21 protein-coding genes and 1 pseudogene are annotated in these 23,184 nt (G+C 63.2%); 11 read left to right on the plus strand and 11 right to left on the minus strand.

The window, feature by feature from the left end; all coding sequences use genetic code 11:
* Positions 1-71 precede the first annotated feature (71 nt).
* Together IEX78_RS04890 and IEX78_RS04895 are read right to left on the minus strand one after the other, a co-directional pair.
* The gene (locus tag IEX78_RS04890) at positions 72-692 is read right to left on the minus strand and encodes a (2Fe-2S)-binding protein (RefSeq protein ID WP_229683713.1); all 621 of its coding nucleotides are present in this window, start codon (positions 690-692) and stop codon (positions 72-74) included.
* Positions 665-1,030 (minus strand): TIGR02611 family protein, encoded by a 366-nt coding sequence (locus IEX78_RS04895; RefSeq protein WP_373291536.1) that lies wholly within the window; start codon positions 1,028-1,030, stop codon positions 665-667. The genes IEX78_RS04890 and IEX78_RS04895 overlap by 28 nt, the downstream gene beginning before the upstream one ends.
* Positions 1,031-1,231: 201 nt before the next feature.
* Between IEX78_RS04895 and IEX78_RS04900 the strand changes: the two genes are divergently transcribed.
* The 11 genes and pseudogenes from IEX78_RS04900 (at position 1,232) to IEX78_RS04940 (ending at position 13,107) form a co-directional block, all read left to right on the plus strand.
* Positions 1,232-1,693, plus strand: a complete 462-nt coding sequence (locus tag IEX78_RS04900) for a YbaB/EbfC family DNA-binding protein (protein ID WP_188827582.1) — start codon at positions 1,232-1,234, stop codon at positions 1,691-1,693.
* A complete protein-coding gene (locus IEX78_RS04905) occupies positions 1,690-2,007 on the plus strand; it encodes a hypothetical protein (protein ID WP_188827583.1) in 318 nt (105 codons plus the stop codon). Before IEX78_RS04900 ends, IEX78_RS04905 begins: the two co-directional genes overlap by 4 nt.
* Positions 2,008-2,010: 3 nt before the next feature.
* A pseudogene (locus IEX78_RS24860) lies at positions 2,011-5,469 on the plus strand (toxin glutamine deamidase domain-containing protein); the annotation flags it as partial.
* Between the two features lie 103 nt (positions 5,470-5,572).
* Complete coding sequence (locus IEX78_RS24865; RefSeq protein ID WP_505806205.1) at positions 5,573-6,100, plus strand: SUKH-4 family immunity protein; 528 nt, start codon at positions 5,573-5,575, stop codon at positions 6,098-6,100.
* A 122-nt stretch (positions 6,101-6,222) separates the two neighbouring features.
* On the plus strand, positions 6,223-7,575 hold the full coding sequence (locus IEX78_RS24870) for a DNA/RNA non-specific endonuclease (RefSeq protein ID WP_505806206.1): 1,353 nt from the start codon (positions 6,223-6,225) through the stop codon (positions 7,573-7,575).
* 1 nt (position 7,576) lies between these two features.
* Complete coding sequence (locus IEX78_RS04915; protein WP_188827585.1) at positions 7,577-8,089, plus strand: hypothetical protein; 513 nt, start codon at positions 7,577-7,579, stop codon at positions 8,087-8,089.
* Positions 8,090-8,118: 29 nt separating this feature from the next.
* Positions 8,119-8,478: a hypothetical protein gene (locus IEX78_RS04920; RefSeq protein ID WP_188827586.1), complete on the plus strand. Its 360-nt coding sequence runs from the start codon at positions 8,119-8,121 to the stop codon at positions 8,476-8,478.
* Between the two features lie 21 nt (positions 8,479-8,499).
* Positions 8,500-9,210 carry a DUF6882 domain-containing protein gene (locus tag IEX78_RS04925; protein WP_188827587.1) on the plus strand — a complete coding sequence of 237 codons (711 nt, stop codon included), beginning with the start codon at positions 8,500-8,502 and terminating at the stop codon, positions 9,208-9,210.
* Between the two features lie 5 nt (positions 9,211-9,215).
* Entirely contained in the window at positions 9,216-9,785 is a 570-nt protein-coding gene (locus tag IEX78_RS24875; RefSeq protein ID WP_505806201.1) for an IQM protein middle domain-containing protein, read from the plus strand.
* Entirely contained in the window at positions 9,782-10,354 is a 573-nt protein-coding gene (locus tag IEX78_RS04935) for a hypothetical protein (protein WP_188827589.1), read from the plus strand. The genes IEX78_RS24875 and IEX78_RS04935 overlap by 4 nt, the downstream gene beginning before the upstream one ends.
* A 1,697-nt stretch (positions 10,355-12,051) precedes the next feature.
* Complete coding sequence (locus IEX78_RS04940) at positions 12,052-13,107, plus strand: CHAT domain-containing protein (protein WP_188827590.1); 1,056 nt, start codon at positions 12,052-12,054, stop codon at positions 13,105-13,107.
* Between the two features lie 325 nt (positions 13,108-13,432).
* On the opposite strand, the gene IEX78_RS04945 is transcribed toward IEX78_RS04940, so the two are convergent.
* The 9 genes from IEX78_RS04945 to IEX78_RS04985 all read right to left on the minus strand — a co-directional run bounded on the left by IEX78_RS04945 (position 13,433) and on the right by IEX78_RS04985 (position 23,149).
* Entirely contained in the window at positions 13,433-14,179 is a 747-nt protein-coding gene (locus tag IEX78_RS04945; protein ID WP_188827591.1) for an ESX secretion-associated protein EspG, read from the minus strand.
* Between the two features lie 7 nt (positions 14,180-14,186).
* Complete coding sequence (locus IEX78_RS04950) at positions 14,187-15,482, minus strand: hypothetical protein (protein ID WP_188827592.1); 1,296 nt, start codon at positions 15,480-15,482, stop codon at positions 14,187-14,189.
* 2 nt (positions 15,483-15,484) lie between these two features.
* The gene (locus tag IEX78_RS04955) at positions 15,485-15,856 is read right to left on the minus strand and encodes a hypothetical protein (protein WP_188827593.1); all 372 of its coding nucleotides are present in this window, start codon (positions 15,854-15,856) and stop codon (positions 15,485-15,487) included.
* A gap of 18 nt (positions 15,857-15,874) precedes the next feature.
* Positions 15,875-16,396 carry a DUF3558 domain-containing protein gene (locus IEX78_RS04960; protein WP_188827594.1) on the minus strand — a complete coding sequence of 174 codons (522 nt, stop codon included), beginning with the start codon at positions 16,394-16,396 and terminating at the stop codon, positions 15,875-15,877.
* Positions 16,397-16,538: 142 nt separating this feature from the next.
* Positions 16,539-16,856: a hypothetical protein gene (locus IEX78_RS04965; protein ID WP_188827595.1), complete on the minus strand. Its 318-nt coding sequence runs from the start codon at positions 16,854-16,856 to the stop codon at positions 16,539-16,541.
* Between the two features lie 72 nt (positions 16,857-16,928).
* Positions 16,929-17,450 (minus strand): DUF3558 domain-containing protein, encoded by a 522-nt coding sequence (locus IEX78_RS04970; protein WP_188827596.1) that lies wholly within the window; start codon positions 17,448-17,450, stop codon positions 16,929-16,931.
* Positions 17,451-17,545: 95 nt separating this feature from the next.
* The gene (locus IEX78_RS04975; protein WP_188827597.1) at positions 17,546-19,033 is read right to left on the minus strand and encodes a DUF4246 domain-containing protein; all 1,488 of its coding nucleotides are present in this window, start codon (positions 19,031-19,033) and stop codon (positions 17,546-17,548) included.
* Positions 19,034-19,244: 211 nt separating this feature from the next.
* Positions 19,245-21,431, minus strand: a complete 2,187-nt coding sequence (locus IEX78_RS04980; protein ID WP_188827598.1) for a SulP family inorganic anion transporter — start codon at positions 21,429-21,431, stop codon at positions 19,245-19,247.
* Positions 21,432-21,691: 260 nt separating this feature from the next.
* Complete coding sequence (locus IEX78_RS04985; RefSeq protein WP_188827599.1) at positions 21,692-23,149, minus strand: glyceraldehyde-3-phosphate dehydrogenase; 1,458 nt, start codon at positions 23,147-23,149, stop codon at positions 21,692-21,694.
* Between the last annotated feature and the right edge of the window lie 35 nt (positions 23,150-23,184).

The following is a 23,184-nucleotide window of genomic DNA, read 5'->3' on the forward strand; positions in this document are numbered from 1 at the left end:
AGGCAAATGCTGCGAACGCGACAATATTAGCGTCACCCACTGACAGGGATTTCGCTCAGCCGCTGGCTTCTTTAGATTCGTGCTAGGCGCGCGTCGCGCTCGGCTTTCGGCCGTTTCGGGCAGCTTGTGCACATCTCGCAGGTCGGGACCTCGAAAACGAGGCAGCAGGAGATGCGGTTCACGAAGGTGCGGGCGTTGACTTCGATGAAGCGCGGCGTTGGGGTGCCGATGTCGGCGGCTAGCTCGGTCGCGATTTTCGCGCCATGCGCCTGGGTGCCCGCAGCGTCGAGCGCGCGGTTGCCGATGGCGTCGGCGACGACCGCCCAGAGCGCCGCCTTGCCCGCGCCGGACACCGTCGCGACCTGGTCGATGACGGTGGCGAGCGTTTGGTGCAACGCGGTCGGCTCGGTGGTCGCGGTGCCATAGACACGGTCGATCCCGCCGTCTGGGCGGAGTTCGCACTCGATGCTGTCGAGCGCCATCGTCGGCTCGGCCGTATTGACTAGCCGCGCTCTAATGACAGGATCGACGAGCGCCGAGGCGAGCATGCACCACCAGAGCGTGCCACCGACGCGGGCCGCGTCGGTCCCCCACGACGCGCTCATCGCGGCGATCGCGCGCTCAACGAACGCGGGCTCGGCGAGCACGTCGCCGCGCACGCGACTCATGACATCAGCGGACTCTTCAACCATGGCCAATCGACTCCGATCCACCCATCGACTAAAGCGAACGTGCCAAGCAACCACATCGTCAGCACAACAACAGCGAAAGTTAGTGCGGCACCGGCAATTTTGATGAACCACCCACGCGAGGTGTACCAGTCCATCGCCGTCCGATACTTGCCGCGCACCCACTGCAAACTGTGGTGCGCCCACACGAATTCGGTGGCGAGAATGCCGAACCCGGCGAACACCAGCGCCCACCCGGGCCCGGGATAGGGAATGGCGATGATGCCCGCGATCAGCACGAGCCCGCCAATGAGCGCGACGCCGACTCGGTAACCGGCGTTGAGCGTAGGGCGCGCGGCAATGCTGGCCCGGTAGGCGCGCCCACGCGCCCGCCACCGCCCGACCTCTTCGACCTCAACCTCGGTCTCACTGACTTCGCTGTTCACGTTGTCCAGGGTACGAGGGGTTGTTGGTGAGACGTCACTCACAGCGTGGAACGGATGGTCGGTGGGGTACGTCCAAGACCAGTGAGTTGATCTTTTCTGCGAGTGAGTGAGCTTTACATGGATGACTGGCCGACCCGCGCTAGCAATGACGGGCTGCGTCAGCAGGTCGACGCGATGGTCGCGGCGTACGCCGACCAGCGATCGGTGCTGGCCGCGGCGAAAGCGGCTGCCGACGAGCCCGTGCAGTGTTGGTCGGCCAACAACCTCGTGCGCGTCACCGGCAATGCGTCCGGTGTTTCCGAGGTGCACCTAGTACCCGAGGCGTTCAAACGGTCAACACCGGAAACTCTCGCCCGCTCGATCACCGAAGCGTTAGGTGAACTGTCCGCTCGGGTCGCGCTGTCGCGGGAACGTGCGCTTGGCGCGCTGGGCGACCTCAGCGACGAGATGCCCGAGCTAGCTGAACTCATCCCAGGCGCACCGCCGCTGCGGGAGATCGCCGAGCAAGTTTTGCCCGCTGATCGCGCCCCCTACGTCGACGAAGACGAGTACTACCGCAACGGGGGCTACTTGCGATGACCTCCTTTGAAGCCAACACTGGCGCACTGCGTGCCACCCAACCGGCGTTCGCCAGCGCCGCGTCAGCGATTACCGCCGCAGGTCAAGCGCTCGCGAAAGTGATTGCGGCTGAAGGCAAATGCTGGGGTGGCGATGAGGTCGGCACTAACTTCGAGAAGGGTTACTTGGGCGGGGTCGAGCCCGCACAAAAAGCGATCGAGGGACTCGCTAAGGCGATGTCGAACCTGGGAACGAACGTCGTCACGATCGCCAATGCCCTTGATGGGCAAGACAATTCGAGCGCCGTCGATATCAGTAAGGCGGCCGGTTCCTAGCTCATGGGCATTGAGATTCCAGGCGAGCTGCAATGGGTCGCGAAATACGTTCTAGGCGCGGGTGATTGGCCCGACGGTGATGAGACCGCGATGCGGCGCGTCGCCGACGGGTGGACGGCGATGGCGTCGGCGCTCAACACCATCGACGACGATGCGTTGAAGGCGCTGAACTCGTCGCTGAGCGCGTTATCGGCAGGACAAACCCACACCGAACTCGCCACGATCCGCGACGCGTTGCTCAAAGGCGACCAGTCCGGGTTCACATCACTGCGTAAATGGTGTGAGAAACAAGCCGAGATTCTCGAAGACGGCGCCAACGACATCGAACACACCAAACTCGTCATCATCGGCACGATGGTGATCGCCGCGATCGAAATCGCGGCAACCGCCTGGACCGGGATTGGGTTGATCGCTTCGGCCGCTGGTCGCGTTGCCGCCCAGGTCGCGGTGCGGATCGCGGTCCGTCAACTCATCGCTCGCATGCTGACCCGGGGTGCGGCGAAAGCAGCGGGTCGACTTGCCTTGCGCGGCGCAGCTTTTGAAGCGTTGGAAGAAGGTGGGACCGACCTTGGTGCTCGCCTGATTCAGGTCGGCCAGGGCAATCGTTCGCTCGACAAATTCGGCGTCAGCGACTTCTTGCTAGCGACCGGCGCGGGTGCCGTTGGTGGCGCGGTGGGCGGCGTGCTCGGTGGGGCTGGCGGCGCGTTAGCTGATAACGCGTCGGGTGCTGCGAGCAAGTTCGTCGGGCACACGGTCGCGGGTGCGACCACCGAACTCGGCGCGGACCTGTCCGCGCAGGTCGCCGCTGCCGGAGCGAACTCGCTGCTGACGGGTCAGGACTTCAAGCTCGATATCGGTGTCGACACGTTCACCAGTGCTGGCGCGGGCGGGGTGCAGAGCTCGATTGAGAATGGGGTGCACTCGGCGCAGCACGGCGCGCCGTCGGTGCCGGAGGTCGGGGACCTGTCAGGCTCGGCGCTTGGCGCGACTCCTGCGGTGGCTCCTTCGAGTCTGAACGGCGGAAATCCTACTGCGCCAGCGGGATTGGATGCCGCCGCGAACCCCGGTGCTGAGGCACCGGTGGACTCGGCTGGCGGGGCACCGACAGCGCCGGCGGGACTGACCGATCCCGGTGCGAACGGGAATGTGGGGTCAACTGTTGGGCCTGGCGCGCCTTCCGCACCGGGTGATGCCGGTTCGAATGCTGGATCCCCATCGAACGTTCTTGGCGGAACCTCAACTGCGCCAGCTGGTTTGGGCGATACGGGCGCGAGCCCGTCTCCGGGTCTGGTTGACACCGGCGCGCCCACTTCCGCGCCAGGAGCGGGCGAGAGCGGCGCGCCTACTCTCGCACCGGGATCGGGCGATGCAGGCGCGCCTACCTCTTCACCAGGATTGAGCGACACCGGTGCACTTGCTCCCGCGCCAGGGTCGGGCGACCCGGGCGCGCCGACCGCCTCACCAGGATTGGGCGACACCGGTGCACCTACTCTCGCGCCGGGATTGGGCGACCCGGGCGCGCCAACTGGCTCGCCAGGATTGGGCGATGGCACGAGCGCACCCGCCGTAGGCCCGACGAACGGCGGGACGCCAAGCGCTCCTGCGGATCTTGGCGACACGGGATTGAGCGCCACTCCTGACACGTCCGCTCCCCAGAACTCGCCGGGTGATTCGAACCCTGCGCCTCCCGCGACGACTGGGGCGCCCGGTCCTGTGGCACCGCTCCCGGACAGCACCGGCAGTGACAATCCCACCATCCTGGGTGCACCCGACGCGCCCGGCTCGACCACGATCGTGCCCGGCGACACCCCACCTGGCCAGCCGTCGAATACTGGACAGCCAACTCCCTCACTTCCGACCAACGGGGCGAATCCTGCTGCACCGCAGACGGATTCCCCGGCGCCAGCTTCGAACCCCAACGCGAACCTTGGCGTCACCGCACCCAGTCCCGCACCGCCGTCGACCCTCAATCTGCCGCCGATTAACCAACAGCCGGGTCCGGTCGATCAGTCGACCCCCACGGTTGCGCCGACAGTCGTTGCAGCACAGTCCCTTTCGGCGACAGCTAGCCCTGATTCGCTACCTTCGACGTCGGCTCCCGTCAACACCGCTCCGCCTGCCCAAGCCTCCGGCCCACAGGCCGCCCCAGTGCCGAGCGCACTGCCAACCACGGACGCGGCCGCACCCGCGCGGCCAGCGAGCCAGTCACCGTCGGCCAGCCCGTCACCGCTGTCCGGTCCGCCCTCGCCGAATGCGGCACCTTCGACGCTGGCACCGCAGTCGAACACTCCCGCGCCTAGTCATACGACGCCGGGCACCACGCCGAGTTCGGTTCCGCCTTCGTCCACCCCCTTTGGTCCCGCGGTCGGCCCGGTCCACGCCCCGCCTCACAGCCCGACCGCTCCGAACGCAAGGGCGCTGCGCGAACAGTTGCGCACCCAGACCCCACCCGACGCTCGGACGGTCGACGTCGAAGCGCGCCGCAGTCCGTTCGACCCGAACCCGACACGCTATCGAGTACGCAGGTTCCCGCTCGGCCCGAATGCACACGTCATGGTCGCGAGCGTGCGCGCGCACATCCCGAACGCGCACCTGTTGAGCCCCACAGATCAACAACGCGTTGCGGAGAGCATCCAGGCGACGGTTGACGCGACCCTCAACCACGCCCAACGCCTCCTTTCTGGCGACCAGTTCCTCTTCGATCTCGACTTCACGGCCGACCCCGCAGCGGCGGATATCTCGTTGTCGCCGATGCAGACTCCTGCCGACATTGCGCGGTCGCTGCGCGAGCACTTGGGCTTGTTCCCGCCCTTCGACGGAGGGTTGAGCCCGACGGACCTGCGCGAAATCAGCAATGACATCGCACGGGCGAATACGCCGTCGAGATTCTCGGATCCTTCTGACTCGCGCGATTTCGGCCACTTTCGACTGGCACACATCGAAGACGCGACCTATCAAGCGTACGTTGAGGATTCACTCCGCGACGGCAACCAATTCACGGTTGGTGCCGACCCCCGCACGCACCCTTACGGCGGCCTTATCAACGACGGTGGCCGCGCGGTCGCGGGTCGCGCCAACAACTGCCTTGACTGTTCGCTGTCGGCGCTGTCGTCCTTCTTTGGCGTGCCAAACATCTCCGCGCCGCGGTATCCCGATTGGAACGAAGACGGGGCGCGCGACGAGTCGAATGGCGAACGCGGTGGGTCGGAGCGAGCAGCGAACTGGCTGTCCAGCCAGGCGGAGCATTTCCCGAATCTACCGATTGCGGCTCAGTTCGACGCGCTACACAACCTCATGACCGAGCTTGGTCCTGGTTCAGCAGCATTGGTGTGCAACGCCTGGCACGCGGTGGACGACAACGGAAATCCGCGATACAACGACGACGACGGTACCCCGATCTACGACGGCAGCCACGCGACGGTCATCGTCTTCCCGCCGGGCGCGACAGGGCCCGTCTGGTGGGATCCACAGGCTGCGACCACCTCAGACATCCCGCCACCCGGAATGGTGGCAGACTCGGCGGCTCTCGTATTCACGATTGTCGATCCCAGCGAAGGAGCGCAGCATGGCGGAACCAATTTCAACCAGGGAGTCGGCCAGGGAACTGCTCAGCCGGGTGTATCCACGCCGCGAGTTCCGGATCTTGGAATGCCAGCACGGGTGGGTATGCCGCGGAGTCCTGAGCCCGGAACAGATAGCGGCGGGCGCGGGCCTGGGCCAAGGCAACCTGGTGATCAACAAGCAGACAGGGACGGTGACCGCGCACTCGAGCCTGTCGCCGAGAATGATAGGGGAGGAATACGACCAAGCGATCGACTCGGGCCAACCAGTCCAGGGCTACCAGGTTTACCCACCTCGGAATCGGATTCACCTACAAGTGTCCAGCGAGGACCAGCAGACGATCACGTATCAAATGACGGTGATCAACCTGCAGCAGCCCAACGACCAGGGCCGCACCCACCAGTTAGTGATCGACAAGGCGACGCAGCGCTACCAACCAACGGACACGCTGTCGTCGACAGCCCTGTCGTGGGTGATGGCCCGCGCCCAAGCGACGGGAGCCTGGCCCCAGACAGCGACCTTCGACAGCTAGCGGACGTCGCGCCCGAACTCGACAGTGCGCCAAGCCTTTCCGCAGTCGAGCTCGACTCGCTCCACGCCCGCTACGCCGATGACACGCAGGCGGGCGTCTCGTATCACCGTGGCGACCCCGCGATGGGCGACCTCCCCCACCGCGTCCCCGCCGATCCCACTCGCTTCACCGCCGACACGCACGTCACCCCAGACGGTTTCGCGCGCATCGGCGACCAGACGCTGACGCCAGAGGAATACGGCGACCTACTCCGCCGCTCAACGTGGGACGGCCAAACCCCCATCCACCTGATTGGCTGTGATGCAGCAAGCAACGATTTCGCCGCCCGCCTGTCAACCCACTTGGGCGTCGATGTCCTAGCCCCAACGCTGCCCGCGTGGACAGACGCCAACGGAAACGTTTACACCGCAACAGCTTTGACGTCCGCCGACGGCACCCGCCACCCCCGAATCCCCCCGGACGGCCAGTGGCAGACTCACCACCCGAACGGCACAACGACGGCCCACAACACCGCGACGTCGCCGGGCACCGTCGACCCGACCAGCTACAACACTGACTCGGCCCGCGACCGAAGCGCCTTCCACCGCCCCGCGCACAACCAACCCAACGACTACACCGCCGCCGCGCGAGGTTTGCCCATTGAGAACATCACGCGATCAGATCCACGCGCGCCGACGGGAACGCGCCCTTTCGGCCGCGAACGCCGCCGCAGCTTCTCTTTCCTCAACCCTCCCCCTGCGACCCCGCTCGAACCAAACCGCGCATACCGCGTGACGGACACCTCCGGCCGCGACCGTGGTCTGTTCATCACCGACGACAACGGCAACATCATCGAGGTCGTCACGGATTCAGGCGAACGCAACAACCCGGCCTTCAACCCCGACCTGCGCGCCCCCTTCCCGAACTGCACGTACACGGTCGACGGCGGGCGATTCACGTACCAGACCGACGATCAGCGGCGAGTTGTCGAGGCCCGAGGCCGCTTGGACCTGGTCCCGTCGTTGGAATCGCGGCGCGGGCCGGGCCAGGGACCCGTCGGACACGTGGGTCAACGGGAGTACGCCGAGATCAACCAGCGAATTCGCGACACGTTCGTAGCGGAGAACGGCCGCGAGCCATCCGAGGCCGAGGTTGTGCTCTACCAAATCGTCAGCTTCGACGGCGGCCACCTGTTCGCTACGCAGTTCCTCGGTCCGGGCGAAGAACTGAATATGGTCTCCCAACTAATGACTTTGAATCGCCGAATTGGCGAGAACCGCACCGTAGACGATTGTTGGCGTGTGCTGGAACAGAGCATTGCCGAGGCACTGAGCCGAGTTCCGCCACCCCAGGCCGACTTCCATATTTCGCTAGAATACGATCCCGATCGGCCAGACATGCGAACACCGACTGCGATAGAAGGACTTCTGCTGCTCGACGGTGTCGAGCTGTACCACAACCACTATGTAAATGTTCCAGCATTGGAGGGAGAATAACGTGGTAAAGAAATACGCCAAGGCAGACGCCACGAAGCAGAATGAATACCTACAAGACCTGGTGGCCAAGTTCGTAGAATCCGCACCAGAGGGTTGGCGGCGACTAAAATACGTCCAGGCCGCCACAATGTATGTCAGCAGCATTTTTGCAACTGTAACTCTGGAAGACGGCGTGGAAAAAAGAGTGCGAGGCCCTCGCGGGGTGGCGATTTCAATGAGCCGTCTCCGTTCGGGGATGTACGAGCCCTTGGTGGGCACCTGGTACACACTAACCGTCACGATCGAGCCATCGGGAGAGTTTTCCGCGGCATACGACTACGATTCAAAGCCGGACGCGATGCCGCCATTCCCTGACAGTGCTTTCATCTCCGATTTCGAATTCTTTCCCCGTGATCGCGAACACACTCCCGACTGGCTCAGTGAAATACTTCACAAGGAGTTCACGCCCGAACAACTCGCACTCATGCACAACGGTGAGGGACCGGAACCGACGTTCGTACCGGCATTCGGATAACTGATTCACGAAACCTAAAGGATCAACAAATGCGAATAGTCGCGGTTATAGACGGAACAGACCCGAGCGGACGCCCCATCGTCAACCGGCAGCAACTTCATCCCGAGGTCGCGAACTCACTTCTCCACTACCTGCAGAACGCTCCCGTAGTGCTCGCCGCCCGCAGCTACGACACCGACATGTTCGCCCCATCTGACCGCGATGTCCCGATGAATTTCCACACCGACGGCACCTTCATCTGGCCGGGCGCAGTCTGGCACTACCTGCGCAAATACGGCCTACCGCCGTCGCCCGAACTGATGGAACACGTTGCGCGACAAGGTTATCGGGTGCCTGACGTGAGCGAAGCCGCACGCCAGGCCGCAGTGCAGACGATCGTCGGCCAATAACGAAATAGGTAGAGTTCGAGCATGTCTGAAGTCACGTTAACGAATTTGCTGGACGACGCCGCGCTGTTGTCGTTGGAGTACCAGTTGCGGTTGTCGGAGGTCGCGAGTGGGCGTCCGTTCAGCGTGGATCTTGCTGGCGGCGGCCAGTTTTCGTTCACGGGAGACCAACCGCTGGTCGCCGACCGTGTGCACCTGCTGGGTTCAGCGGCACCGGGCCCGCGGTCGTGGTTGTGGGCGTGGGCGAACCCGAGCGGCTATTCCGCCGAAGTGACCGCTCTCGCGCAATCCGTGCGCGAGTTCGGCAAAGAGCACGGAATTGCGGAGCTCAGCGAGCCGGAAGTTCCTTTCGATGCGCTCCCAGGCGCGCCAACTGACCCCGTTCGTGTGGTCACCCTGCTCACCGACGCTGCGAAAGTCATTACCGGCAAATGGACTTCATACAACGCGCCGGTCGGCCGAGGCTCGCGCGCTTCCCTCGTGATCGAGCACCCATCATTCGCCCTGCCAGCCCCAACCGGCCCGCATCTGGCGACAATCCTCGAACAGGGAATCGCTGCCCTTCCCTTGTATGACCAGCGTCGAGCGGTGCATAGCTACGCGCTCAAGCGCGGCCTAACGCCCAGCTGGAATCCCGATTGGTCTCACCTGACCATCCCGGGCCCAGATTTCGAGGCAACCCTCACTTTCGATCAGAACGCCCGAACACAGAGCATCAACGTTAAGAGCGCTTGAACACAATGCCACCGAATTGCTGGCGCTCAGCCATTAGCCGAATAACGGGTCGAAGCCGCCATCAAGACGATGCGGCCGGGTCAGAGAACTACGCGACTACTCCAGTAAACGCGGAATTCGTCGGGGAGCATGTCCCTGGCAACCGGGTTTGGAATGGGACACACGTCAAATACCTGACGGAACAGGAACGTCAGCTGTATCTGCTTCGAGCTGCCGACGGCCTGCTATATGACAGCCAGGGCAGAATTTACGACACTAGCGCCGCCCGGACGCTTTGGTCACCCGAAGGCGGCCGAGCCATATTCGCGATGGACCGCAACGGCCGCATCTACTCGGCCCCGCACCACATCCTCGGCCAGTTTCACCATTCAAGTTTCCTTGCTGGCCGGCCCGTCGCCGGGGCAGGCGAAATCGAGGTGCGCCAGGGCCGAGTGGTACTGATCAGCGACCACAGCACCCACTATCGACCCGCCCGCGAGTTCACCGCACAGGTCCTGGACAGCTTGAACAAGCAGGGAATTCCCGCCGAGGAAATCACCGTCGAATTTCACCAGCCACCGAGCGTTGGCTCGTGACTACCGTCAACGTGCAGGGCTGGGGAATTGTCGAAGTCGGCACCGACATCGACGCCGACTTTCTCGTCAACGAGTGCCGACGGACCTCGATCCCGGCGTTGTCGGATTGCCAGCCAAACGCTTTTCGCATGAGTATCGAGGTGCAACAGCGTTGGGGCGGGATCGCACCTCGCGCCCTACTCGGCTGCGAATTCATTCCTAGCAAGGGCACGTCGACGGAGCTCGAAGTTGGTGTCTCATCGTTCGGAATGCTCGACGCTGGCGGTGAACGGACCTGTCCGAGTCGCCTCTGGAAATTCCCCTTCACTGCGGGCCTGCCGACTGATCTCGCTGAAGCAGTCATGAGCGGCCTCACGCGCACGCTCGCCATCCGGTTGCGCCCAGGAACACTGCGCATCGATCGCGCCGGTTTCGACGTGGTGAATTCTGCAGACCCCGTCTTTGCATCGGCGGCTTCGCTACTTATCGTTGCCGTCGCCGCCCAAGCAAATGGCACGAATCCTGTTGCGGCAGTGCGCATGACAATGGAAACGTGGCGCCGAGAGAAGGAGGATCCCCAGCGATCCTAAAACCAGTGGTCCTGAAGGGGCCGCAGGCTCGGACGAACGGTCTGTGACCGTTTTGATCAAACCGGCCGCAGACGTTCCAGGGCTGGGCGCACCAGGATCCAATTAGCTGCGGCTCGGACCAACGGCGAATAGTCGCAGACCACGTCGGATCTTCTCTACCTGTGCGCCGACTCCGCTGCGCAGTTCGTTATCACAGCTCGCATCTTGCAATGTTTCACCGAAATACGTTCTTACAGAACTTCTTTCAACGCAGTACGATTGCGCGGTGAGTTTGCAGCAACACCCCGGCAGCCCGGTCCCGAACCAGCCTTTCACGCCAAACGGAAATCACCCGGTGCAAGGAAATACACCTCCACATCAGCAGCAGCCTGCGGCGTCGCAACCACGTCGCTTCAGCGAGCATGGTCCTGCGTGGATCACTGCTATCGCGGCAGTCGTTGCATCCGTGGCTGCGCTGTCGGGAGGCGTCGTCGGACGTGCGACTGCGCCCTCGGCAAGTGTTTCTTCAACCGAAACGCGCACTGTCACGGTCGTTGCTAGTCCGTCCGTAACAGCGACACCGTCGCGTCAACCTGGTTCGTCGTCGCCGTCGGTGTCCGCCCCTCCAACGTCAACAGTCGCGGCGGGAACCGTGATTGTTGAGAATTGTGCTATCGACGTTCCCGAGGGTTACTCCCTCAATATTCATAGCAAGATAACTACGTGCCCTACTCCTATCGCGGACACCTCCGCAGGGATTGCGATCCGCTCGTACAACCCGTACATCGTGGTCGAGGGGAAGGGGACACTAGCGCCCCACGACGACGCCGAGCCGACTTTCCAGTCCTGCAGCAAGAACACGCGGTACACACAGTCGGTTCAGTTCCGCGCGGGAAGCGCAGTCTGCTTCATCGGAAACCAGACCGTTGCGTTGATTACCACGCCCACTGGCAGTGCTGGCAAGTACACGCCCGTGGTCGTTACTATCTGGGCCGCATGAATCACAGACCCTGGTACTTCCATTAGGAGTCGAACTCGGAGGCTGCGGGTCAAAAGTCCATGTCCTCGACGTCGGTGCGGCAGGTAGGTCCGTCTATCACCTTCGCCAACATCTCGTTCATGATCGTCGCCAATGCCGCGCGGACTCGGGTCGGATCTGCTGGCTTGATGATCAAAGTTCTTGTGCCGCAAAGGACGTGGCGGGCCGTCTGGGCGGTTATCAGCTGGAAATCGTCTGAGCGCTCCACGAGCCCGTTGCCATGCTGCCGTAAGGGTAAACGGCGATGTGGTAGTCCGCGTCCTTGTGGTTCTCCCAGAAAGCGTCGAATTGTTTTCGGGGAGTGGCGTTCCACGGTCGCGGGCATGCAGGTGTGCGCGGCATCGCAATCGATTCCGCAGTTCAGGCGATCGACGAGCAGATCACGACACTGACCCGCTCACTCGCCGCTGGTTGAGACGCGCGCGACCACCCCACTGAAGGCTTGCCCTCCTGCGCGGTGAGAGTCAGTCCAGATCCCAGTAGCCATGCAATGTCGAATACTCGTTGTCGCTATTCGGCAACGCCGCCAACTGCTTGGTCCGCCGCTCGGGTGCCGGATGATGGCATCGTGGCGGCGGTTTCAGCATCTTCGAAGTCGTTCAGAATGTGTCAGTGCCGCGGCGTAGCGTGACGCCGCCCGACCGTCGTCGAGCGAACAAATCCGGGAGAGGCGACAACCATGAGCGTGAACCAGTATCGGAGCCAGCTCAACAACAAGCGTAAACAGCGCGTCGAGGCCGAGAAGAAGGCTGGTGAATTTCGGACGAAGGAGTCGAAGAAGCGTGCCGAGGCCGCGGCGGCTCGCGCGGCAGCCTCGAAGACCACCACCGCGTCCACAGCAAAGAGCAAGCTCGGCGAGGCCACGCGCAAAGACAAGGACGCTGCAACCGCCGGAAAGGACGCTGGCCGTTGGCAGTCCAAGGCCAGCACCTACGCCCGGGAAGAGTCGGCGATCCAGTTGAAGTTGTCCAGGGCCGAGAAAACTGCAGCCGACACCATCGAACGTGATCGCAAGCGGCAGGAGCAGCAGACCCGACGGCTGAGCGCAGGGCTTGAGGCGGCGCTAATGTCAAAGCCTTCGCAGACCCTTCGAGAGCTGCGGGCACCCAAGCCTGAGAAGCTGCGCCTGCTCATTCTCGGGGCTTCGTCGGAGGGAGACATTCGCGTGGGCCGCGAGCAGAAGCGGATCCGCGCAGCGGTCGAGTCCGCTCTTCACCGCGACAGGATCGAGTTCGACGTTCGACCTGCGGCAACGGCGGCCGATCTGCTCGATGGGATCTCCCGATTCCGTCCGCACGTTGTTCACTTCTCCGGTCACAGCGATGAAGGCTTTCTCGAATTCGAGAAGGATCTTGACGAGCGCCACACTGGGATCGACGTCCGTGCTGGTGCGTTTGCCCGGGCGATTCAGGCGACCGATACTCCCCCGCTGCTGGTGCTGTTGAATTCGTGCAATTCCGCATCTCAGATCGATGACCTCGTCGCAAAGGTAGTGCCGTTTGCGATCGGCATGGCTGATGCGATCGAGGATGCCGACGCGATCAACTATGCGGCCCAGTTCTACGCCGCAGTTGCCAACGGGCAGTCCATCAACGCAGCACATCTTTCGGGACAAGCCGCCCTCGAGCTCGCGGGATTGAACGGCGCTGACCTGCCCACTCTTGCCTCCGCGCCCGACGTCGACCCCCGCTTGACGATCTTGGTCGAGGCCACGAGACAGACCAGTTTCGATTGATCAGGACCGTCACACCGTGCCCGACCCACCACGTGGAATGCCAGCTCACGGATTCCAGGTCCTGGAACCTCACGAAATTCGGCCTTGTCGGCGGCCACGCGCACCGTCCACACAATCCGGTCCTGGCCTACGGCAAAGAGAGAGGGACGGTCGACGATGAGCAGTTACTCGATTGGCCCGCGACGAGTACCACAAACGCGTAGGCGAGGATGAAGCCGCCCGCCGCCGCGCCGCCATCATGGAAGAACAATGGGTCAGCGCGCCTACTGCCCCTTCTCCAATCGGTCCTCGCCGATCTCACAAATGACGGTTGGCGACGGTCGGTCTAATGCGGCAGGTAGGTCCCGTCTAACACCTTCGCCAACATCTCGTTCACGATCGTCGCCAACGTTGCGCGGACACGAGCTGGATCTGCCGGCTTGATGATCAAAGTCCTTGTGCCGTAAAGGACGTAGCGGCCGTCGGGGCGGTCCGTTAACTGGAAATCGTCTCGGCCCTCCACGTGGCGGTTGTCCATGCTGCCGTGGGGGTAAACGGCGATGTGGTAGTCCGCGTCTTTGCGGCTGGCCAAGAAAGCGTCGAATTGTTCTCGGGGAGTGGGGTTCCACGTGTCGCGGACGTAAGGACGTGGAGCATCGAGTTCCGTTGCGGGAAGCTGGATTTGGGGTGCGGTGCCCGGCGCGCGGCTCGGCAAAAGGGACAGGGTTGCAGCGGGAAGGTCCGCGGCTGCGAGCAACGTGAGTTCCACTGTGCCGTTTGCCGATTGAGACGCCAGACTCGCGTAACCATCACCGATAGCGCCGTGCGCACGCACCGTACGCTCCCGACCCACAAACCCCGCAACCTCAACGCGCACTTGCGGATTCAGCAGCAGGTGCACAGCGTGAGCCAAGTCGTCATTCAGCTGTGGAACCACTACGCTGGCCGCCTCGGCACGTAAACGATTCGCGTCGGACTGTAGTTCGACCGACCATTCGTGATGCAGCGGATACGGCAGCACGTCGCGGCCAGTCGACTCCCACAAGGTGCGGAATTCCAGTGCGGTGAACCGCCATTGAGCGTATGCGGGCATCGCGGGACTACTCTCCGATCACTGGCGGCACCACGCTGGGCAGGTTGCCCAAGCCGGTGAGTTCGTCGCTGTTTTCCTGGGTGATCAGGTAGTCGGGGATGCCACGCGAACGCTCGTCGTCCTCGCCGCGGCCGCGTCCCGCGCCCGGCATGCCCATGCCCGGCGTTCCCGCGCGGCCAGACGTCGCGCCGCCAGCGGTAGCGGCCGCAGGACGTGCCCCGCCTGGGTTGCCCGGGGTTCCGGGGACGGAACTTCCCGGCGTTTGCGCGGGACTTCCACCGCCAGGACCGGTGCCACCGGGCGAGCCGGGGCTTCCGCCTGGCGTGGTCCCTGCCGGAGTGGTTCCTGTCGGCTTGGTCGCGTTCGGGTCGGTGGTTTGTGGCGTTGTCGGGTTCGTGCCGTCCGACGGGGAGTCGGAATCGTTGCCGTTGTCGTCGCCGTTCGACGGCGAATAATTCTGCGGCGTACCAGGATTCGTCGGTGAGCCTGGCGCGTTCGGGTTGCTCGGTTGACCGTTGTCGGGCACCCCAGCCGGCCGACCGGTCCCGCCGGGATTGCCGCCCCCGGGATTCCCGCCGCCATTGTTGACGAGCGACTCAGGTTTAGGAATCACCGGAACCTGATTGTCGGATTCGTGAACAACGGGCGCGTACACCGTTTTCAGTACGCGGCGCGCTTCGGCGGCCGAATTTGCCTCTGCCACATCGTCATTGCGCCAGCCGCGCCCGACGATCCAGGAACGTGCGTTGTCGAGTCCGCTGCGATGGTCTGGTGCGTGCGGAACGAGCTGCTTCGTCGGCTCAAGTCCGGTCCGCAATTCGTCAATCTTGTTGCCCGTCAACGCCGCTGCGGTCGACACCCGCGTACCCGTGACGTGGTAATCCGCGACAGTCTTAGCCGCAGCCGCGCTCGCCGCACCACTCCATACGTCGGCGGACGTGCCTTTAGCGATCATCTTCTGGAACTCGTTGATCGATGTGGTGTTGTCGGTCTGAATCTTGCGCCAGGCGGCACTCAAGTCGGCGACAGCTTGAAGGTCGATCTTGTCGACCTTGGCCCGCAATTGTGCTGTGCTGCCTGAGAATTCGTCGGTGTTGAGCACTTCGAGCGGACGGTAAGTACCGGTATAGCCGAGTTGACCTGCTTGGCCGCGCACGGTGTCGCGCTGCTTGTTGTATTGAGTTTGGACGGCGTTCGCGTCGGGGGTGTTCTCGGCTTCGCCGCCCGCGATCACGTTGGCGAGGCCGTGGGTGATGTTGGGGACGAGGTTCTGCCACGGGAGTTGGGGGGCGACGTAGGTCATTACTACTCCTTGCCCGCGTATTTGATGGCGTTAGCGGATTCGACGTCTTGGCCGGTTAGGCGTTTAAAAGAGAGTGCGAATACTTCGCGGAGTTCGGTAACCACCTCGACGTCTGCGGCAATCACCGCGTCAATCGAATTGGGTTCTCCGGTTGCCTGCTTGCGGAACTTCGCCTCTAGCTCGCGCCCCATCACGAAGTCGCCAAAGCCGCTGACTCGTTGAGTCAGCGCCGCTGTCCTGTCCAGCGCGCGAAGATCTGCTAATCGCTTGTCACACGCTTTGAAGCAAAAGTACGCAGCGACTTCGTCGTCGAGATAGACCTCCCCGGCCTTCACCTGCGCAAGTAACTGGCTGTACGCCGTCGATTCAGTCATTGAAGTAATTCCCTGCTATTACCGTGGAAGTCCCGGAACGACAACTTCGCCAACCCGTGCGAGCACAGTGCACGGATCTTCGAGCTTGGACCGGTAAAGGATGGGGTTGTCGAGGACGTTCAGTTGCAGCACGCCCTGCTGAGCAGGGAAAACCACGTCACAGGCGCGATCCTTGGATGCACCTTCGACGCGGAACTGTCGGCCCTTTCGTCCGGCGATCGTGACATCTTGGAAGTCAACGTTGCCACCCTTAGCCTCAAACTCGGCCACGGAGCGCCCCGTAGATAACACTGCGAGGCTGTATTCGGGCGCGTCCCACGAGCAGATTTCCCACCCCGACTGATGCACCCCACCCGCCCCACTCACCTTGCTTGCCGGATCCACCCCCGCCGCCCGCAACACATCCTCCGAAATCTGCGTACACGGATCAAACAACGCCGCCGCCGCAGTGGTAGTCGCTCCCCCACTCCCACCCTGCTCAGGCCCGCACCCAGCGGCAACAAGCCCACAGGCAACAAGCACCAAAACGCTGCGCTTCATCCCCACCCCTCCCACCTTCGATCAGTTACTTCGCGAGCCGAACTTACCAGGGAGCTCTTCGAACCGACGTCTCCCTTGGACGGCTCCGAGCGCTTCCCGTGTTCGCCAACTCCCACGCCAATCGCGCGGGGGTCATCGCTCTCTACGCTTGCCCGGCGTATTTGATGGCACTGGCGGATTCGACGTCTTGGCCAGTTAAGCGTTTAAACGACAGGGCGAACACTTCGCGCAATTCTTTGACGACCTCGATATCCGCCCGGATTACCGCATCGATCGAGTTCGGTTCGCCCGACGCTTGCTTGCGGAACTTCGCTTCCAATTCGCGACCCATGACGAAGTCACCGAAACCGCTGACTCGTTGGGTGTACTTGGCAGCAGTCATCAGCGAGTCAAGGTCTGCAAGCCGCTTGTCGCACGCCTTGAAACAGTGATACGCCGCAGCCTCGTCGTCGAGGTACACCTCCCCAGCCTTCACCTGCGCGAGCAGCTGCGTATAAGCCGTTGACTCACTCACTATCGAATCCCCCGTTGTCTACCGCGGAAGCGCCGGAACGATGACTTCGCCCGTCCGGGCGGCCACCACGCATGGATTCTCCAGCTTGGCCGCGTCGACGATGGCGCTATTAATGATGTTTAGAGCGACCGCCCCCTGGCGCGCAGGGAAGACGATGTCGCAATCGAGATCGTCCGTCGCGCCCTCCACTCGGTACTGCCGACCCTGCCGACCAGCGACAATCACATCCTGAAAATCAACATTGCCCGGCTTGTTCTCAAACTCGGCGACGCTGCGACCAGTCGAGAACACGCCCAGTCTGAAGTTGTGGCCAGCCCACGAGCAGATTTCCCAGCCCGACTGATGCACCCCACCCGCCCCACTCACCTTCGTCGCCGGATCAACCCCCGCCGCCCGCAACGCATCCTCCGAAATCTGCGTACACGGATCAAACAACGCCGCCGCCGCAGTGGTAGTCGCTCCCCCACTCCCACCCTGCTCAGCCCCACACCCAGCGGCAACAAACCCACAAGCAACAAGCACCCAAACGCTGCGCTTCATCCCCACCCCTCCCATCGCCTATCTACTTCGCGAGCCGAACTTACCAGGAACAGCCAACGAGCAGGCAGATGGCCCAAGCCGTCAAACGTCCGCGATCAATGCTCGCAGAGCGAGAATTCGCGCTCGTAAATGTCGTCATTGTGCTCGTCAACAAAATACTTCCGCTCGTGCATCAGTTGCTCACGAAATTCCATTGCCTGCGCGCGTGACATCGTCGACGTCGGCGCCCACGGCTGTTGCGGCGGGATGTCGGAGGTCGACGTAATCGTGACGGTTGGGTCGACGAGGAAAAAGGCGAGAATCTTGCGGTGACCTGGGCGGGCCTCGTCGGCAAGTCGGAACGGCGCGACGCGGTGCTGGTAGATGTTGGGGAACGCGATGCACCGGCCTTCGGGCGTGCGCACAGACCCTAATTCCTGATTAAGCGGGTCCTCGTCGTTGAGCCCAAAGATGTCGCGAACACCGTTGGTATCGCTCTGCTGATACGCCGGATCGTCTATCGCCGCACGGAAACCGAGCTTGCTTTCGGTGATATTCGAACTGTTCCAGTAATAAATCGCTGTCGACACAATTCTTTCATTCAGCATTGCCTCCACATGCCACGAACCGCCGGGATATTCCGGATTGTCAGGCGTCAGGTGAATATTCGCAAGTTTGACAATTACCTGCAAGCGTCGGCCGTTGAGGGCAACGGGAATCGGCAGCTCGGGCATCACGAATTCCGGTGCATCCGGCTGCGCCGGGCGGCGGTTCGCCCACCACTCGTCCCACGCGGCTTCATACGCCTCGTACAACGTGCCCTCTTCGTCGTCGTCTTCTGGCTCCTGTGGCTCGCTGTCGCCGTACCACGACCACGGGTCAACCTCGATGCGCGGCGGTCGCGGGTGCTGTAAGTCACCCAAAACGTTCGAGAACAGCGGAAGCACCTTGGTGAATACCTCGGGCAGCAGTTTGTCGAGCGCATGATGTCGAGCTGGGTCGACGTTGTTCACATACGACAGGAAGACCGGACCACCCTCGACGTCGACGTCGACGTCGGTCGGCAACCATTGAAACTTCGGCGAAAGCGCGTACGTCGCTTCATCTTCGGCGAGCTGCGGCCACGGCGCGCTCTCGGGTTGACTCACTCCGCGCACCCGGCAATACAGCGACGGATGAACGAGATCGAGCACCTGTCCCTTCGATCCAGGATGCCAATCCTCTTCGGCCGCAGGCACATCCTCCAACACCGCGACAGCAGCACGCAGCCGGTCCCGCAATTCATCGCCGATCAGCGAGTCCGATTGCCACACCCCGTCAACCGCCGCGACCTCAATCCCAGTGGCCGCATCACGCCGCAAGGCGTAGTAGCCCAGCTCAGCTAGGACAAAAGCGATTTGGTCGTCGGTCGCGCCCTGCTCGGACGCCTCACGTGACCATCGCGCGACGATCCCCGCATCGAGCATCTTCTCGTGCCACTGCGGCTTGCTGCGAATACCCGCACTCAGCCGCGTCATCTCAAGCTCACGCACCGTCTTTGGTGGCGCGACGGCAACCAGGTAGTCGACGCGAAACGGCAACGGGAACGGGGCTAACTCGGTCAACGCGCAACTCTCTTAACAACTTTCCGACGGCAAGCGGCGTCGACGACAGTAGTTGACCGCTCAATCACGACTTTGTCGGTGTCCTCGAACGCAAGGAGGGTGGCCTCAGCACTTTCGCATGCAACGACGTGACCGAGACCGAGGTCACCTGGGAGCTGAAAGCAGTTGGGGCGCCGCAGATCCCGAAGTTCGTGTTCTGCGTCGCCGACGTTTAGCGCACCGCCAACGCCGCCCGGTCGTCAATCGCACGCACGCCGTCGACCGTCACCTCAAGCACTCGCGCGCCCGCGATGTCAAAGAACAAGCCCGACAACGTGATTCCCCGTTCCCGGAGCGCACGGCGGACGGCTGGGTGGCGGTGCAGGGTTTCCAATTGCATCGCCACGTTCACCATGCCGAGCTGGTCGACCTCCTCGTACCCCAATGCCCGCGCGGCAACCGCCACCGGGTGACCTGCCCGGAAGCGACGCAGCGACGGTTCGGCATGCCGCAACCACGAGCTCAACCCGCCGCCCGGCTCGGCGTCGTGCAGCAGCGATTTCATTGCGCCACAAGAGGAATGACCGCACACCACCACCGAACGCACCGACAACTGCGCGAGCGCGAAGCTCAACGCGGCTTCGACGGAATCGTCGCCACGCACCGGGACCAGGTTGCCCACGTTCCGGACGGTAAACAGGTCGCCGGGGCCGCTGTTGGTGATCACGTTCGGGACGATGCGTGAATCCGAGCAGGTGAGGAAGAACGAGTCGGGGTCTTGGCTGTCGTGGAGGTGGTCGAGGTGCGGGCGCACGACGTGCGCGTGCCGGCGGTGGAACGCGGCGATGCCCGCGGTGACCTTGTCGACGCCGGTGCCGTGCGGACGCCACGGGCCGAGCAGGTCTTCGATCGCGGCGCGGCCGAATCCGCGCGAAGGTGGGGCGTCGGCGGTGCCCTCCATACGCGCGCTGCCGATTTCGATGAATTCGACTGCGCCGCCGGTGGTTTCGTGCTGCCGTCGCCAGTCTTCGATCGCTTCGACAGCGGCGTGGTCGAGGAAGTCGACGGCCATCTCGACGGTCACGTCGGCACCGGCCGGGACCTTCGCGAGTTCGCCGGTGAGTTTGGGCAGCGCGAGGAACGTGGCTGAGCCGTCGAGGTGAACGTGCCAACGGCCGTCTGGGAGTGCCGCCGCGCTGATTTGCACACGCACGACGCGCCACAACAGCAGCGCGAACGCGACGGCGAGTCCGATGAGCACCCCTTCGAGCAGGTTCGTGAAAACCACCGCGACGACCGTGGTGACGTAAACGAACAGTTCGCCCGTGCGGCGCGCGAGGCGGATATGCGCGAGCTTCACGAGATTCATGCCGATCACGATCAACAGCCCAGCGAGCGCGGCCTTCGGCACCTGCTCAACCAGCCCGACGAGCACCACCGCGAACAGCAGAATCCACACGCCATGCAGCACCGCCGACGCTCGCGTGCGTGCGCCCGCAGACACGTTCGTCGCGCTGCGGACGATCACGCCGGTGATCGGCAGACCCCCGACCAGGCCCGATACGACATTCGCTGACCCTTGACCGATGAGTTCGCGGTCGAAGCCAGTGCGTTGGCCGCTGTGCATTTTGTCGACGGCGACCGCCGACAGCAGACTCTCGACGCTCGCGATGAGCGCGATGGTGACGACAGTCAGCGAGACGGCGAACCAGTCGCCGGTTGGCAGTTGTGGCAGTTGGAGCGCGTCGAAGACCGAGCCGGTTATGGTGATGCGTTCGATGTCGATGACGAACAGCGACAGCAGAGTACCGATCACGACGGCGGCGAGCGGACCGGGCACCACGCGGACGCGAGCGGGCAGGTATTTCCATCCGAGCATCACCGCGATCACGACGATGCCGATCGCCGCGCCGCCGAGGTGCAGGTTCATGAGACCGTCGGGAATGGCGGCGATATTCGCGAAAGCCGTGCTCTGCGAACGTGATCCGAACAGGACGTGCAGTTGTTGAAGTGCGATGGTGATGCCGATGCCAGCGAGCATCGCGTGGACAACGACCGGTGCAACCGCCAGCGCACTACGCGCAATTCGACTGAGCCCGAACAGGATTTGCAACACGCCAGCCGCAGCGCCGATGAAACAGGTTGTCGCCCAACCGAATTGCGCAATGGCTTCGGCGACGACCACCGTGAGCCCGGCGGCGGGGCCGCTGACCTGCAACACCGACCCACCGAGCGCCCCCGCGACCACTCCCCCGACCACAGCGGCGATGAGTCCGGCGGCGACCGGCGCCCCCGAAGCGACCGCGATCCCGAGCGAAAGCGGCAACGCAACCAAAAACACCACGATCGACGCGGGTAGATCGTGCCGTAGCAGGGTGTGCCACAACGACATTCGAGGCGCGGCCGAAACTTCGCTCATTGACTCTCCTTCGCACAGGGCCCGATGCACCGGTGAACCGGGGAGGTGGGTGAAGCCGAGAAGCTCAGAGAAGTGACCTGCGACACAGCGTCGGAGCAATAGTAAAGAACACCCCAAGCAAAAGGAAAGCCCTGGGGTGTCAACGTCGGCGTTTCGCGACGGAACCGAGATGGGGCGTGATGTTTTAAGCGGCCGACTGCGCCTACACCCGAACCCGCGTGAGTTGCCCGACAACCGGGCAACTCACGCCAACGGCGAACTTAACCCGCAGCTGCGGTCAAAACCTCGGTGCGCGGGTACGTCGGGTATTCGATGCCCGAGATGTACTGCACCGTGCGCACCACCTGGCACGAGTAGCCGAACTCGTTGTCGTACCAAACGTAAAGGATCGCGGTGTCGCCCTCGACGATCGCGGCGTTCGCGTCGATGATCGACGCCGCGCGCGAGCCGATGAAGTCGCTGGACACCGCGTCGGTTGCCGCGGTGTAGTCAAGGTTGCGACTCAACGGACCCGACAGCGAAACGTCACGCAGGTAAGCGAGTACCTCTTCGCGCGTAACCTCTTGTGCCAGTTGCAGATTCAGAATCGCCACCGACACGTCCGGGGTTGGGACGCGAATCGAGTTGCCGGTGATCTTTGCCTTGAAGTCGGGCATCGCCTTCGCGACGGCCGACGCGGCACCGGTCTCGGTGAGCACCAGGTTGAACGGCGCGGAGCGGCCCCGGCGGTCGGCCTTGTGGTAGTTGTCGAGCAGGTTTTGGTCGTTGGTGAACGAGTGCACCGTCTCGACATGTCCGCGCAGGATGCCGAACTGGTCGTCCATCGCCTTGAGCGGCGGCACGATCGCGTTAGTCGTGCATGACGCGCAGGAGAAGATCTGCTGGTCAAGGTCCTGGTCGCGGTGATTGACGCCGTGGACGATGTTGGGCACGTCGCCCTTGCCGGGCGCGGTCAGCACCACCTTGGCGATGCCGGGGCGCAGGTGCTGTTCGAGGCCGGCGCGGTCGCGCCATTTGCCGGTGTTGTCGATGAGGATCGCGTCGTTGATGCCGTGTTCGGTGTAGTCGATGTCGGCGGGGCTGTCGCTGTAGATGAACTTGATCACGTTGCCGTTGGCGATGATCGAGTTGTTCTCAACGTCGACCTTGATGGTGCCGTTGAAGTGCCCGTGCACCGAGTCGCGACGCAGCAGCGAAGCGCGCTTGGCGAGGTCGTCGTCGCTGCCCTTTCGCACGACAACGGCCTTGAGCCGCAACCCATTTCCCGAGCCGACCTTCTCGATCAGCAGGCGCGTCACGAGGCGACCGATGCGACCGAACCCGTAGAGGACAACGTCGCGCGGACCCTGCGACTCGGCCTTGTTGCCACCGATCACCTCGGCGAGCGCGGTCGCGGCGAACTCCGCTTCCGACAGCCCAGCCCCGTTGGCGCGATACGCCGTGACGAGCTGACCAAGATCGATCTTGCACGGGCCAAGATCCAGGTCGGCGAGCGCGCGCAGGAATGGCAGCGTCTCATCGATCGACAGTTCTTCGCCCTCAATCTGCCGCGCGAAACGGTGCGTGCGCAGGATGCTGATCACCGACTTATTCACCAGCGACCTGCTGTGCAGCAGGATGGTGACACCCTTATCCCGATACAGGGTCCCGATAATCGGGATCATCGCCTCCGCCGCTGCTTCTTGAGCGTTCCAGCGGTCCAAATTTGCGGTGTTCAACGCAATCCCTCTAACCCTCGATGTTCTCGTGTGTT

The sequence above is a fragment of the Nocardia camponoti genome (assembly GCF_014646135.1).
In the GTDB taxonomy this organism is placed as follows: domain Bacteria; phylum Actinomycetota; class Actinomycetes; order Mycobacteriales; family Mycobacteriaceae; genus Nocardia; species Nocardia camponoti.

Coding starts and splice junctions, on each gene's coding strand:
- IEX78_RS24870 (WP_505806206.1), top strand. CDS start 6,223: ATGGGCGACCTCCCCCACCGCGTCCCCGCCGATCCCACTCGCTTCACC.
- IEX78_RS04940 (WP_188827590.1), top strand. CDS start 12,052: ATGAGCGTGAACCAGTATCGGAGCCAGCTCAACAACAAGCGTAAACAG.
- IEX78_RS04960 (WP_188827594.1), bottom strand. CDS start 16,396: ATGAAGCGCAGCGTTTTGGTGCTTGTTGCCTGTGGGCTTGTTGCCGCT.
- IEX78_RS04970 (WP_188827596.1), bottom strand. CDS start 17,450: ATGAAGCGCAGCGTTTGGGTGCTTGTTGCTTGTGGGTTTGTTGCCGCT.
- IEX78_RS04945 (WP_188827591.1), bottom strand. CDS start 14,179: ATGCCCGCATACGCTCAATGGCGGTTCACCGCACTGGAATTCCGCACC.
- IEX78_RS04955 (WP_188827593.1), bottom strand. CDS start 15,856: ATGACTGAATCGACGGCGTACAGCCAGTTACTTGCGCAGGTGAAGGCC.
- IEX78_RS04980 (WP_188827598.1), bottom strand. CDS start 21,431: ATGAGCGAAGTTTCGGCCGCGCCTCGAATGTCGTTGTGGCACACCCTG.
- IEX78_RS04890 (WP_229683713.1), bottom strand. CDS start 692: ATGGTTGAAGAGTCCGCTGATGTCATGAGTCGCGTGCGCGGCGACGTG.
- IEX78_RS04905 (WP_188827583.1), top strand. CDS start 1,690: ATGACCTCCTTTGAAGCCAACACTGGCGCACTGCGTGCCACCCAACCG.
- IEX78_RS04925 (WP_188827587.1), top strand. CDS start 8,500: ATGTCTGAAGTCACGTTAACGAATTTGCTGGACGACGCCGCGCTGTTG.
- IEX78_RS24865 (WP_505806205.1), top strand. CDS start 5,573: ATGGCGGAACCAATTTCAACCAGGGAGTCGGCCAGGGAACTGCTCAGC.
- IEX78_RS04950 (WP_188827592.1), bottom strand. CDS start 15,482: ATGACCTACGTCGCCCCCCAACTCCCGTGGCAGAACCTCGTCCCCAAC.
- IEX78_RS24875 (WP_505806201.1), top strand. CDS start 9,216: ATGCCACCGAATTGCTGGCGCTCAGCCATTAGCCGAATAACGGGTCGA.
- IEX78_RS04920 (WP_188827586.1), top strand. CDS start 8,119: ATGCGAATAGTCGCGGTTATAGACGGAACAGACCCGAGCGGACGCCCC.
- IEX78_RS04900 (WP_188827582.1), top strand. CDS start 1,232: ATGGATGACTGGCCGACCCGCGCTAGCAATGACGGGCTGCGTCAGCAG.